The organism is Streptomyces sp. NPDC006435, from assembly GCF_040612315.1.
Lineage (GTDB): Bacteria > Actinomycetota > Actinomycetes > Streptomycetales > Streptomycetaceae > Streptomyces.
Genome location: NZ_JBEXPY010000014.1, coordinates 46,172 through 59,085, shown reverse-complemented (window position 1 = coordinate 59,085; position 12,914 = coordinate 46,172). Strand labels below are relative to the sequence as shown.

At 71.1% G+C, this 12,914-nt stretch carries 10 protein-coding genes and 1 pseudogene; 5 read left to right on the top strand and 6 right to left on the bottom strand.

The window, feature by feature from the left end:
* Position 1: 1 nt before the first annotated feature.
* From ABZZ04_RS16500 to ABZZ04_RS16485, 4 genes are all read right to left on the bottom strand, one after another.
* Entirely contained in the window at positions 2 to 850 is an 849-nt protein-coding gene (locus ABZZ04_RS16500; protein ID WP_148832834.1) for a carbohydrate ABC transporter permease, read from the bottom strand.
* A gap of 7 nt (positions 851 to 857) precedes the next feature.
* Positions 858 to 1,850: a sugar ABC transporter permease gene (locus tag ABZZ04_RS16495; protein ID WP_356932903.1), complete on the bottom strand. Its 993-nt coding sequence runs from the start codon at positions 1,848 to 1,850 to the stop codon at positions 858 to 860.
* Positions 1,847 to 3,130 carry a sugar ABC transporter substrate-binding protein gene (locus tag ABZZ04_RS16490; protein WP_356932902.1) on the bottom strand — a complete coding sequence of 428 codons (1,284 nt, stop codon included), beginning with the start codon at positions 3,128 to 3,130 and terminating at the stop codon, positions 1,847 to 1,849. The genes ABZZ04_RS16495 and ABZZ04_RS16490 overlap by 4 nt, the downstream gene beginning before the upstream one ends.
* A gap of 142 nt (positions 3,131 to 3,272) precedes the next feature.
* Positions 3,273 to 4,463, bottom strand: coding sequence for an ROK family transcriptional regulator (locus ABZZ04_RS16485; protein WP_356932901.1), 1,191 nt, complete (start codon positions 4,461 to 4,463; stop codon positions 3,273 to 3,275).
* A gap of 178 nt (positions 4,464 to 4,641) precedes the next feature.
* Between ABZZ04_RS16485 and ABZZ04_RS16480 the strand changes: the two genes are divergently transcribed.
* Together ABZZ04_RS16480 and ABZZ04_RS16475 are read left to right on the top strand one after the other, a co-directional pair.
* The gene (locus ABZZ04_RS16480) at positions 4,642 to 6,759 is read left to right on the top strand and encodes an alpha-galactosidase (protein WP_356932900.1); all 2,118 of its coding nucleotides are present in this window, start codon (positions 4,642 to 4,644) and stop codon (positions 6,757 to 6,759) included.
* Between the two features lie 90 nt (positions 6,760 to 6,849).
* Complete coding sequence (locus tag ABZZ04_RS16475; protein WP_356932899.1) at positions 6,850 to 7,692, top strand: alkaline phosphatase family protein; 843 nt, start codon at positions 6,850 to 6,852, stop codon at positions 7,690 to 7,692.
* 131 nt (positions 7,693 to 7,823) lie between these two features.
* Here ABZZ04_RS16475 and ABZZ04_RS16470 read toward each other — a convergent pair whose 3' ends face one another.
* Positions 7,824 to 9,266 carry a cytosine permease gene (locus ABZZ04_RS16470; RefSeq protein WP_356932898.1) on the bottom strand — a complete coding sequence of 481 codons (1,443 nt, stop codon included), beginning with the start codon at positions 9,264 to 9,266 and terminating at the stop codon, positions 7,824 to 7,826.
* A gap of 141 nt (positions 9,267 to 9,407) precedes the next feature.
* Here ABZZ04_RS16470 and ABZZ04_RS16465 point away from each other — a divergent pair, with 141 nt between their 5' ends.
* Together ABZZ04_RS16465 and ABZZ04_RS16460 are read left to right on the top strand one after the other, a co-directional pair.
* Positions 9,408 to 10,037, top strand: coding sequence for a TetR/AcrR family transcriptional regulator (locus ABZZ04_RS16465; RefSeq protein WP_356932897.1), 630 nt, complete (start codon positions 9,408 to 9,410; stop codon positions 10,035 to 10,037).
* 244 nt (positions 10,038 to 10,281) lie between these two features.
* Positions 10,282 to 11,778 carry a PAS domain-containing protein gene (locus tag ABZZ04_RS16460; RefSeq protein WP_356932896.1) on the top strand — a complete coding sequence of 499 codons (1,497 nt, stop codon included), beginning with the start codon at positions 10,282 to 10,284 and terminating at the stop codon, positions 11,776 to 11,778.
* Positions 11,779 to 11,974: 196 nt separating this feature from the next.
* Here the strand turns inward: ABZZ04_RS16460 and ABZZ04_RS16455 are convergent, their stop codons facing one another.
* Complete coding sequence (locus ABZZ04_RS16455; protein WP_356932895.1) at positions 11,975 to 12,334, bottom strand: zinc ribbon domain-containing protein YjdM; 360 nt, start codon at positions 12,332 to 12,334, stop codon at positions 11,975 to 11,977.
* A 162-nt stretch (positions 12,335 to 12,496) separates the two neighbouring features.
* Here ABZZ04_RS16455 and ABZZ04_RS16450 point away from each other — a divergent pair.
* A pseudogene (locus ABZZ04_RS16450) lies at positions 12,497 to 12,835 on the top strand (metalloregulator ArsR/SmtB family transcription factor); the annotation flags it as partial.
* Positions 12,836 to 12,914 lie beyond the last annotated feature (79 nt).

Genomic DNA, 12,914 nt, shown 5'->3' with positions numbered 1-12,914 from the left:
GTCAGCCCTTGAGGCCGCTGGTGGCGATGCCTTCGACGATGTACCGCTGGGCGACGAGGAACATGACCACCAGGGGTGTGATGGTGACGACGGCGCCGGCGAACAGACCGGGGAGGTTGATGGTCTGGGAGGTGAGGAAGGTGGACAGCGCGATCTGCGCGGTCCAGGCGGACGGGTCCTGGCCGATGACCAGTGGCCACAGGAAGGCGTTCCAGCTGTCGATGAAGGACAGCGCCCCGAGCGAGGCCAGCATCGCTCCGGAACTCGGCAGCGCGATCCGGCGGTACAGGCCGAGCCAGCCGAGTCCGTCGAGCCGTCCGGCGTCCTCGGTCTCGCTCGGGAACTGCAGGTAGAAGTTGCGGAACAGCAGGATCGCGAACGGGTTGAACAGGCCGGGCACGATGATGCCCCACAGCGTGTTGACGCCCCCCATGGAGCCGACGACGACGAACGTCGGTACGAAGGTGACCGAGCCGGGGATCATCAGCGTGGCCACGATCAGGGCGAGCAGCACACCGCGTCCGGGGACCGGGATCCTCGCGAGGGCGTAACCGGCGGCCGAGGCGAGGAGCGTGGAGACCGGTGCGGTGACGGCGGCGATCAGCAGGGAGTTCCCGAGGGCCGGGCCCATGGAGACGGCCGGGTCGTCGAACAGGGCGGTGAAGTTCTCGAAGTGCATCGTCGAGGGCCACCATGTCCACTCCGGCGCCGTCAGGCCCTGGGAGTCCATGAGGGAGTTGCGGAGCATCAGGTAGAAGGGGGCCAGGAAGGCCGCGGTGAGGAGGCCGACGAGAAGGCCGCGGGCGAGGGTGCGCGCGGCTCGGAACAGTCCGGGCAAGGTGGTGGTCATGCGTTTCTCACTCCCCGCTCCTGCCGAATCCGGTGAGCCGCCCCTGGAGCAGGGTCACCCCGACGATGAGGGCGGTCAGCAGGAAGGCTCCGGCGGAGCCGAGGCCGTAGTTCTGGCTCCCCATGGCGGTGTTGTAGAGGTGGACCAGCGGGGTCTGTACGGGGGCGGCGCCGGTGCCGGAGAGCCCGCTGTTGAACAGGTTGTAGAACTCGTCGAAGGCCTGGAAGGCGGCGATGAACAGCAGCAGCAGTACGGCGACGGCGGTGTTGCGCAGCATGGGCAGGGTGATCCCGGTCAGCAGTCGCCGGCCCGCGGCGCCGTCGAGTGCGGCGGCCTCGTAGAGCTCCTTGGGGATGGCCTGGAGTCCGGCGAGGAAGAGCACCATGTAGAAGCCGACCTGGAGCCACAGGCGCAGTGTGACGAGGACGATCCAGTACAGCGGTGGTGAGGTGGACTGGAGCCAGGCAGCCGGCTCCGCGCCGAACCAGCCGCCGATCATGTTGGCGATGCCGGTCGGCAGGCCGTTGAACAGGCACATCTTCCACAACAGTGAGGCTGCGACGTACGAGACGGCCGCCGGTATGAGGAAGGTGGTGCGGAACAGGGCCCGGCCGCGCCGGACGCGGTGCACCAGCAGGGCGAGTCCGAAGGACACGGCGAAGGTGACGGGCACGATGAAGGCGGTGAACAGCAGGATCTGGAGCAGTGAGTCGCGGAAGGCCTGGTCGGCCAGGAGTGTTCGGTAGTTGTCGAGCCCGACCCAGTTGCCGAGGGAGATGGTGCCGCGCGCGTCGCTGAGGCTGAGCAGGAAGCTCCAGCCGATCGCGACGTACTTGAAGACGCCGAGTCCGATCAGTGTCGGCGCGGTGAGCAGTATGAACGCGATCCAGCCGGACCGGCCGACGCGGGGCCGGCCGACGCGGGCGGCGCCCCGCCGTGGGGTTTCGGCGGGGCGCCCGGCGTGCCCGGGCGCGGGTGGGGTGTCGGTCGCCGGATTCATCGGCCGAGCTGCTTGTCGATCTCGCCCTGGGCCTTCTTCACCGCGCCGGCGAGCAGGGCGGCCGGGTCTCCCTGGCCACTGACGATCTTCGCCGCGGCCGCGCTGAACACGCTGCTGACCGCCGTGTCCCAGGTGCCCGGGTTGCTCTTCCCGTACTTCGCGGCCAGTTCCACGGTCTCCTTGGCGGGGCCGGTGGACAGCTTCTTCGCGGTCGCCGCGGCGGACTTGCGGGGCGGGACGTGGAGTCCGTAGCTCTCGGCGAAGTCCTTCTGGAGGTCGGACTGCTGGATCCACAGCCACTGGACGAACTTCTTCGCCGCGGCCACGTTCCGGCCCTTGGCGTTGACGCAACCGGTCCAGCCGCCGACCCGCACGACGGGGGTGCCGCCGGGCTTGAAGGCGGGCCACGGCAGGACGCCGAAGTCGTCGCCGAGCGCGGACTGGATGGCAGGCATCGCCCACAGGCCGCACCACTGCATCGGCACGACGCCCTGGGCGAAGGCGGAGGGGTCCCACCAGTCGGTGGTGAAGCCGAGCAGCAACGACTTGTCGTCGTGCAGGCGCTTCAGGGCGGTGATCGCCTCCAGTGCCCGGTCCGATCCGAACGCCACCTTGCCGTCGGGGGTCACGAGGTCGCCGCCGTTGGACCAGACGGCGTTGCTCGGGGAGTCGCCGATGCCGTCGTTGCCCATGAAGAGGCCCTTGTTCTTCTTCGTGGTCAGTTCCTTCGCGGCGGCGGCGAGTGCGTCGAAGGTGGTGGGCGGGGTGATCCCGGCCCTGGACAGGGCGCTCTTGCGGTAGTAGAGCATGATGACGTCGTCGATCATCTTGACGCCGTAGGGCTTGCCCTCGACGGTGACCGAGTCGAGGGCGTTGGTGTTGAAGTCGCTCCTGGCGCTGCCGTAGACGTCGTCGAGGGCGGCGATCTGGCCGCCGCGGGCGAACCGCTCGCTGAAGTCGCCCGTCTCGAAGACGTCGGGGGCCGCGTCGGTCAGGAGGGTGGCGTTGAGCTTGCCCGCGTAGTCGCCGGGGACCCAGGTCACCTTCACGGCGATATCGGGGTTTGCCCTGGTGAACGCCTTGGCGTAGCGGAGCACCGCCTGTTGGGTTCCGGCCTCGCCGTAGGCGTGGTACCAGACGTTGAGGGTGGTACCGGCGCCGGAGGAGGAGCCGCTGGTGGGGTCGGTGCTGCAGGCGGTCGTGAGGACCGTTCCTGCGGCGACGAGCAGCGACCCGGTGAGGAATCCCCGTCGGCTAAGCTCGGATGTGCGTATGCTCATGTCGCGTGTCCTTCTGCGAGGGTGTGTGCGGGGCAGATGTGTTCCCTGGCCGACGCCCTCGTCATTGCTTGCAGGCGGAGGAGGGCGGCGGTCGGGGAGTTGTGTGCGGCGGCTGCGCGGGGGCGGCGAGCCGCCCCGTCGGTCAGCCGGCGCCGATTGCGGAGGTGGCCGCGGGCTGGGGGAAGAGTGCCTGGATGGCCACGGCGGCTCCCCCGCGGGCCCACTCCTCCCAGGGCAGCGGGCGCAGCGACAGCGGGCACCGGGACGCCGCTCCGAAGGCGTGTGTGGTGTAAGCCTCCTGGATGTGACGGCTGAACAGGTCGTATGCGTCGACTCCTTCGCCGCTGACGACGACCCGTTCCGGGCCCACGAGGTTGACCAGTGCGGCGATGCCGATGCCGATGGCCCGTCCGGCCCTGGCGAAGGCGTCCCGTGCTTCGGGGTGGCCCTCGCGGGCCATCTCGACGACTTCGTGGAACGTGAGGTGCGGATTCGCGGCGGCCCGGCGGACCACGGCGAGGACGGCGTCGGTCGAGCCGATCGCCTCGACGCAGCCGCGCGCACCGCAGCGGCAGCGCGGTCCGGCCGGGTCGACACAGATGTGTCCGACCTCGCCCGCGACGCCGTGGGCCCCGCGCAGCAGATGCCCGTTGACGACGAGGGCGGAGCCGATGCCCGATCCGATGGTGACCAGGGCGAAGTAGCCGGTTCCGATGCCTTCGCCGAACCAGTGCTCCGCGACGGTCAGGGCCCTGACGTCGTTCTCGACGGTGACGCTCAGACCGGTGGCGGCGGCGAGCAGTTCGGCCAGCGGCACGTCCTTCCAGCCGAGAAGACCGGAGTGGCGAAGCCGCCCGCTGTCGCGGTCCACGTCGCCGTTCACCGCGACACCGAGGTGGCGCGTACGGTCCCGGAACGCGGGTTCGACGTCGAGGAGTTCGTCGACGAGCTCCGCGACCAGGACGGCGACGTCCTCCGGCGCGCAGGTGCCGAGGGGCCGGACCGCCGTGGCCCGGATGCCGGCCCGCAGGTCGCAGACGGCGCCGAAGAGCTCGTCGGAACTGATCTTCAGTCCGACGAAGTACTCCCGGTCGGGAGCGACCGAGAGCGGGTAGACCGGCCGGCCCGCACCGGGTGCGGTGCGCTCCGGCGGCAGTTCGTACAGATAGCCGTCGTCGATGAGAGGTCGGGCCGCCTTGGTGACGGCTGTCGATGAGAGCCCCGTTCGCCGGGCCAGTTCCACTCTGCTGAGCGGCCCTTCCGCAAGGAGCAGCGCGAGGACCGCGGTCTCGGCGGGGGCACTGACCAGAGGCTGGGAGTGATGTCGAAACACGGAGGCAATGTAGAGCAAATAAATAACTTCTTCCAGTATTGATTTGGGAGTTGGGGCTGCCCTACGCTCGGGCCGCTTCCTCGCCCGTCTCCGGCAAAGGATCGCGACGTGGCCGTTCCTCGGCCACATCTCCTTGGATGCAGCCCTGTTCCTCTCCGCACGTCATGGGGATCCGTCCGTGCTCACCACGCTTCCACCCGTCACCTTCGTTCCCGATCTCGGCCTCGCGGTCCTGCGCACACCGAACAGCGTGTACGCGCTCCGCGTCGCCCCCGACGGCAGTCCCCGGCACGTGTACTGGGGCCGACCACTCGGCACCGACGTCCTGGCCGGACTGCCGGAGGCCGCCTCCCCCGCCGCGAGCAGCTTCGAGGCCGATGCCGCCGCCGACGAACTCGCGCCGCAGACCGGGGCCCGCTTCGGGCCGGCCGGCCTTCAGATCCGCTTCGCCGACGGCACCCGCGGTGTCCAGTGGCGCTTCGTCGGCCACACCGTCGACAGCGGCGAACTGCGGCTGTGCCTGGAGGACCGCCGTCGCCCCCTGCGGGCGGAACTGTGCTACCGCGTCCGGCCCGGCACCGATGTCATCGAGCGCTGGACGGAACTGACCCACCTGGAGGCCGGGGACGGTCCGATCGCTGTCGACCGGCTCGACTCCGCCTCCTGGACCGCTCCCCCGCTGGCCGACTACCGGCTCAGTCATCTGGTGGGCGGCTGGAACAGCGAGTTCCAGCTCCAGCGCGACCGGCTGCCCGTGGCCGAGACCGTGTTGACGAGCCGTCGGGGGCTGACCGGTCACCACGCGAACCCCTGGCTGGCCGTCGACGACGGCACCGCGGGCGAGGAGCGGGGCGAGGTGTGGAGCGCCGCGCTCGCCTGGAGCGGGAGCTGGCGCGTCACGGTCCACCGTGATCCGGTCGGACGCACCACCTGGACCGGCGGCTTCGGGCACGAGGGGATCGGCTGGACCCTGCGACCCGGCGAGAGCCTTCGTACACCGGTGTACGCGGGCCTCTACACTCCGCACGGGTTCGGCGGGGCCAGTCGCGCCTGGCAGGCCCATGTGCGCCGGCACGTGCTGCCGGAGCCGGAGCGGGACCGGCCGGTCCTCTACAACTCGTGGGAGGCCACCGGCTTCGACGTCGACGAGCCCGGCCAGATCCGCCTCGCACACCTGGCCGCCGGGCTCGGCGCGGAGCTCTTCGTCCTGGACGACGGCTGGTTCGGCACCCGCCGCGACGACCGGTCCGGGCTCGGCGACTGGACGCCCCGGCCCGGGGCGTTCCCCCGCGGACTGCGTCCGCTCGCCGACGAGGTGCACCGCCTCGGCATGGGGTTCGGACTCTGGGTGGAACCGGAAATGGTGAACCGGGACAGCGAGTTGTACCGCGCCCACCCGGACTGGGTCGTCCATTCCCCCCACCTCGACGCCACCGAGCTCCGCAACCAGCTGGTGCTGAACTTCGCCCGGCCCGAGGTCGAGGCATGGGCCCACGAGACCCTCGGCCGCCTGGTCCGTGAAAACGACGTCGACTGGCTCAAGTGGGATGCCAACCGGCCCTTCACCGAGGCCGGTTGGGACGGTCACCCCGACCCGGACCGCCTGTGGATCGGTCACACCCGCGCCGTCCACCGGATCATGGACCGGCTCCGCGCCGACCATCCCGGACTGCGCATCGAGGCGTGCGCGGGCGGCGGCGGCCGCGTCGACCTCGGCATGCTCGCCCGTACCGACCAGGCGTGGGTCTCGGACAACACCGATCCGGTCGACCGGATCGGCATCCAGCACGGCTTCTCCCAGCTCTTCCCCGCCCAGACCATGGCCGCGTGGGTCACCGACAGCCCCAACACCACCACCGGCCGGCGCACCCCGCTGCGTTTCCGCTTCCACGTCGCCATGGCCGGGGCACTGGGGATCGGCGGAGACCTGACGTCCTGGTCCGAGGAGGAACTCGCGGAGGCCGCCGAACTCGTCGCCCACTACAAGCGGGTCCGCCCGCTCGTGCAGCGGGGTGTCCAGCACCGCGTCGTCGTGCCCGGGCCGATGGCCGCCGTCCACTACGCGGCCCCCGACGACAGCGAGCACGTGCTCCTCGTCTGGCGCCCCACCACCCGCTTCGGTCACCGCCCCGCCCCGGTCCGGCTGCCCGCGCTCGACCCCGGGGCGCGGTATCTGGACCCGGACCTGGAGCAGGAGTACAGCGGGGCCGTCCTGGTCGCCCGGGGCATCGACCCGCGCCTCCCGGACGGCGACCACGCCAGCAGTCTGATACGCCTGCGCCGTGTCGGGCCCTGAGTGCCCGCCGAACGGCTTCTGCGTCCCCGGCCCGGCCTCCGGGCCGGGCCTGCGTTCCCCCCTCCCGCCCACGACACCTCTGGACCCTCCATGGACACCTCCTGCGTACTGGTGATCGGCATCGACGGCGTACGCCTCGATCTGCTCCCCGAGCTCGACACCCCCCACCTCGACGGGATCGCCCGCGCGGGCTTCCTCGCTCCCGTCGAGGTGGACGCCGACACCCCGACGATGTCCGGTCCGTGCTGGACCACCATCGTCACCGGTGTCGGGGTCGCCAAGCACGGGGTGTGGGCCAATCGCCTGGACGGCAACCGCCTCGACGTCTTCCCCGACTTCACGACCCGCCTCGCGGCCGACTGCGGACGGCGGACCTTCGCCGTCGGTGGCTGGGCGCCGCTCTTCCTCGCCCGGGAGGGCGGCCCGCTCTTCGTCGCCCCCACCCGGCTCGGCCACGTCGCTCCGCGCGCGGACACGCCCGAGGCGTGGGAGGAGGTGGACGACCGGGTGGGTGTCGAGGCGGAACACATCCTGGGCCTGGACGAGGAACTCCACGCCGGCTTCGTCTATCTGGGCGCAGTCGACGAGACCGCCCACTTCCTCGGATGCGGGGAGGAGTACCGCCGCTCGATCGAGGCGGCGGACCGGCGCCTCGGCCGGCTCGTCGCCGCCGTACGGCAGCGCCCGCGGCACGAACAGTGGACGATCATCGTGGTGACGGACCACGGCCATCGTGACGAAGGCGGTCACGGCGGACGCAGCCCACTGGAGCGCACGGCCTGGATCGCCGCGTGCGGCCCCGGCCTGTCCCCGGGCAGGACCCCGTCGGCCCTCCACCACGCCGATGTCGCCGCCCATGTCTACACCGCCCTCGGCATCACACCCGACCCCCACTGGACGCTGGACGGCAACCCGTTCGCCTTCACCGGATGATCCGGTCGAAGGGCTTCGGCACATGCCGACGTCCCTTCGCGTGACGGGGGCGTGGACACGGGAGGGGCCGGTCCGGCGGGCCGGTCCGGGTGCTTCGGCACGGCGCACAGGTGTGATCGCGCGGTGTCGCCTCAGCGGCGGGCCGTGGCGGCGGGGAGGGTGCGCAGGGCCCTGGACAGTGCCCAGTACAGGGCCGCCGAGCCGAGGACACCGACGGGAACGGCGAGGTTGAGGCCGCCCATGGCGTCGGAGACCGGCCCGGCCCAGAAGCTGGAGCTCGCGCACGCGGCGGCCGCGCCGGCGCCGAGGCACACGGCGAGCACACCGGCCCAGTTGACCCCTCCGCGGTACCAGAACGGGCCGGTGCGGCTCTGGTCGTGCAGGGCCTTCCCGTCGTAGCGGTTCCGGCGCAGGGCGACATCGGTGGTGTAGACGGCCACGACGGGTCCGGTGACGACCACGACCAGTTCCATCATGGCCCTGACCGAGGAGAGGAAGTCGAACACCAGGATCGCGAACAGCGTCATGACGGTACCCACCACGCCGACGACGAGCACGGCGGGCACCCGCGGGAGGCGCACTCCGATCGACTGCATCGACAGGCCGGCGCTGTAGGCCGTCATGCCGTTGTTCGCGATGGTGTTCACGACGACCGCGGCGACGAAGGTGGGTACGAACCAGACGGGCATGATGCTCTCCAGCGCCGCCTGCGGGTCGCTCATGTCGAGCGTCGTGGCCGCGAGCGCCCCGACCGTCGTGAACACGACGCTCGGCAGGAAGGCCCCGGACGCCGTCCACAGCGCGATGGCCCGCCCGTTGGTGTTCTTCGGGAGGTAGCGCGTCAGGTCCGGGCTGTTGCCGTACGACAGCGGGGCCGAGGCGACGATGGTGAAGCCCGAGACCAGCACGACGAGGTGCTCGTACCCGGTCAGCGGCTCCGCGGGCGCGTAGGACCAGTCCACGTGGCCGAGCGTCCACGCCGAGACCGCGAGGAACACGAGGGTGAGCAGGATCGTCAGGGTCATGTACAGGCGCACGATGGTGCCGTGGCCGTAGATCGCGATGAGGACGGTGAGACCGGCGATCAGGCAGATGACCACGGCGTCGAGAACGGGTGTGTCGGGCAGGCCGAGCTGGCCCGCCATGCCGAGGGCGGCCACGGAGGCCGCCGACCAGTTGAGCGCCAGGTAGAGCGCGGAGAGCAGCCATCCCGTGACCGCGACGATCACCCTGTTGCCGATCACGCCGTACATGGCCCGGGAGATCACCGAGCTCGACGTGCCGGCGGCGGGGCCGCTGACGGCCATGAAACCGGTCAGGAGCCAGAGCAGGTTGCCCGCGACGATGACGCCGATCGCCTCGGCCAGCGACAGTCCCAGCAGGACGAGGGTGCCCCCGACCACGAAACTGAGGTAACTCACGTTCGGCGCGGCCCAGATCGCGAAGAGCTCACGCGGTGACCCGTGCCGTTCGTCGTCGGGCACGCAGTCGATGCCCCGGGTCTCGATGCCACCGGTGCGATCGGGTTCAGCAGCCTGGACAGTCACGACGACGACTGCGGGAGGACGCTTCATGGGTGTTGGTTCCTTCGAGCAGGGCGAAAGGGCGAGAGATCCTCGACGCTGCGGTGACCGACGACACGCAGCCGGAGCGACCAGGCTTATTGGTGTCGACACCAATATCCTGTTGGTGCCGTATCCAATAGCGTGATCCCCATGACGTCAACCCCTCGGAGTCCCCGAGCGCGCAAGGCCCCCGCGGAACGGCGGGCGGAGATCCTCCGGACCGCCGCCCGCCTCGCCCTGGAACGGGGGCTGGAGCGGGTGACCATGCAGCTCGTGGCCGAGGAACTCGGCGTGCGACCGGGGCTGATCAGCCATTACTTCGCCTCGGCCGATCTCCTCCTGTGCGAGGCGTTCGCCCGCGCGGCCACCCGCGAGCGCGAAGCGCTCCTGCCGGACAGCGAGGCCGGGTTGCCTCCGGGGCAGCGGATGAGCCGGTTCCTGCGCCGCATCGGCGACGAGGACTTCGCCGACCTCGGCAGGCTCTGGCTGAACGCCCGTCACCTCTCGCGGTACCGCCCGAACCTCCGGCGTGTCGTCGGCGAGCAGGAGGCGGTCATGCGCGACGTGCTGACCTCGGTGATCGAGGAAGGCGTCCGTACCGGCGACTTCACCACCGACGATCCACTGGGGGCGTGCGTGGTCATCCTGGTGGCGGTCGACGGGCTCGATTCGTACGCGAACGAGGACGGATCGTTCGCCCATCCCGTCCTCGACACCCTCGTGGCCGCGACGGCCGAGCGTGAACTCGGCCTTCCCGCCGGGAGTCTGCGCGACGGCTGACGACGGCGGGAGGACGGGTCCACCTGCGTCGTTAGCCCAACCTGATCCGATGGTTAAGGCAGCCGTAAGAATGCTCCGGGCGGCGTCCGGGCCGCCTTTCCGGGGTGTGCGACGGGGTTAGGTTGTTGCTGTCAGAGCCTGCCGGTCACGTCACCGTTGTGTTTTCCGCACCCGTGTCCACCGGCGCACGAAGGCGTGTCCACAACGGGTGCCGGGCACACGGACCCGGGGAGGAGTATCTGTCGTGAACAACAGGTCATTCCAGGGCGGCGCCCCCCTCGCCGCCGTGCTCGACGCCCTTCCCGACGGCATCGTGCTCATCGACCGGAACGGAATCGTCGTCGGCGCGAACGACGCCGCCCACGACATGTTCGGGGTGCCCGGAACCCCGCTCGTCGGACACGGGCTGCGCGGGCTGCTGCCGGACCACGGATCGCGCACGGCCGCGGGAGCGCCGCGCGACACCGACGACCGCACCGTCCGGCGGAGACGCGGCGCCCCGCTCCGGATGACGGCCCGTCGGCTGGACGGCGGCGAGTTCCCCTCCGAGGTGACAACCACGGTTCTCGGAGACGGATCCGAGCCGTTCCTCGGGGGCGGATCCGAGCCGCACGGTCCCGGGCGGGGCCGCTCCGACGACGAGTCGATGCTGCTGCTCGTGGTCCGCGACCTCACCGACGCGCACGACGCGGAAGCCGCTCTCGTCCGTTCCCAGCGACGGACCGAGGTGATCCTCCGGGCGGCGACCGAGGGACTGATCGGCACCGACACCGAGGGACGGGTGGTCCTCGTCAATCCGGCGGCCGCGCGCATCCTCGGCTTTCGCGCGAGCGACCTCGACGGCAGGGAGCTGCATCCGCTGGTGCTGCATTCGAGGGCGAACGGTGAGCCGAACCCGTACGTGGAGACCCCCCTGGCCGCCACGCTCGTCTCCGGGCTCAAGTGCCGGGCCCACGACCAGGTGTTGTGGACGAAGGACGGTGGCCGGGTGTCCGCCGACGTGACCACCATCCCGGTGTGGGACGGCGATCGGCTCGTGGGCACCATCATGGCGTTCACCGACCGCGGCCCGGTCGAGAAGCTGATCGGCGAGCACGCCGCCGAGATGGCACGGCAGAACGAGAAGTACGACGCCCTCGACGAGCGGCACCAGCGGCTGGAGTCCGCGTTCGCGGCGCTCCGGGAGCAGCTGCGCCGGGAACGGGCCGGGGGCACCGGTGCCGCGGCCCCGGTGAAGAGCGTTGGTGCCGAGGTCCCGGTGGGGAGCGTTGGCGGCATGGCTCCGGCGGAGGGCGTTGGCGGCATGGCTCCGGCGGAGGGCGTTGGCGGCATGGCTCCGGCCCGGAACGCCGCGGTTCCCGGCGCGGTCGTCGCGGCACTCGCCCGCCGTCCCTCGCCCGTGCCCGCGCCCGTTCCCGCACGGGAGGACGTCTCGTCCCGGATCTCCCCGGTGGCGGGCTCGTGGATCATCGGGGCTGCGGTGCGCGCCCGGCGCGAGCAGAGGGCCTCGGAGCAGCAGTCACGTGCCGCGCTCCCCGGACCGCCTCCCGGGAACGCCTTCCTGCGGGCCGTCCCGGCCGACGAGGCGGTTCCGCGGATTCCACGAGTTCCGCGGGTTCCGCAGGGTGTTCCCGCGGATCCCGCCCTCACCCCTCGCGGCGCCCACCGGGACGAGGAGGACGGCGCGGGCCGCAAGCGCCTTTCCGTGCTGCTCACGAACATCCGGAACCGCCCCAGCTGAACGGCTCGCCACCACCTCCCGGGCCCGGTCCGGGGTGGGGCCGAAGGCGCTGCCGCCGGAGCCGGGATCGGCCGGCCCGAGCAGTGCGCCGGCGGACGGGCGACGCACGAAGCTCCCGGTGAGCGCGCACGGCTCCTGCCGTGCGCCGTGCCACCACCGGGAGCCTCGTCGTTCCGCGGAACCGTCCGGCCCGCGATCAGGCCTTCTTGACCACGCTGGACTTGAGCTGCATCGCGCCGAAGCCGTCGATCTTGCAGTCGATGTCGTGGCCGGCGACGCCGTCCTCGATGAGGCGGATGCCCCGGACCTTGGTGCCGGCCTTGATGCCGGTGGGGTGCCCCTTGACCTTGAGGGCCTTGATGACGGTCACGGTGTCGCCGTCGGCGAGGACATTGCCGACCGCGTCCTTGATGACGTGCGCGCCGGTGTCGGCGGGCGCGGACCCGGCGGACGCCGGGGACCATTCGTGCCCGCACTCGGGGCAGACCAGGAGGGCACCCATCTCGTAGGTGTAGACGCTCGTGCACTCGGGGCAGGGGGGAAGATTTTCGCTCACGGCCGTAGTCTATGAATCGACTAGCTGAATTGCGAAATTTCGCAAGTCGTTAGAAGCTGAAGAAGGCCGCGCCCCTGCTTCCCCACCCGGTGTCGCTCGCACGAAGACGCGGCCGCCCGTCGTGCGCGCGCCCTCGCGGGCGCTGGTCCAGGAGAGGATTCCGTGTCGGTTCCGCTGTATCAGGCCAAGGCCGAATTCTTCCGGATGCTCGGCCATCCCGTACGCATACGAGTGCTCGAACTGCTCCAGGAGGGGCCGACCCCGGTACGGGACCTGCTGGCCCGGATCGAGGTGGAACCGTCCGCACTGTCCCAGCAGCTCGCGGTGTTGCGCCGCTCCGGGATCGTGGCCTCGCGGCGCGAGGGTTCCACCGTGGTGTACGCCCTGGCCGGGGGCGATGTGGCCGACCTGATGCGGGCCGCCCGGCGGATCCTGACCGAGATGCTCGCCGGGCAGAACGAGCTCCTCGCCGAACTGCGCGAGGCCGAACAGGGCCGACGGACCGCGGAGGACCGGACCCAGTGGGGCCGGGCCGAGCGGGGCCGGGCCGAGCAGGACCGGCGGACCTCGGAGGACCGGG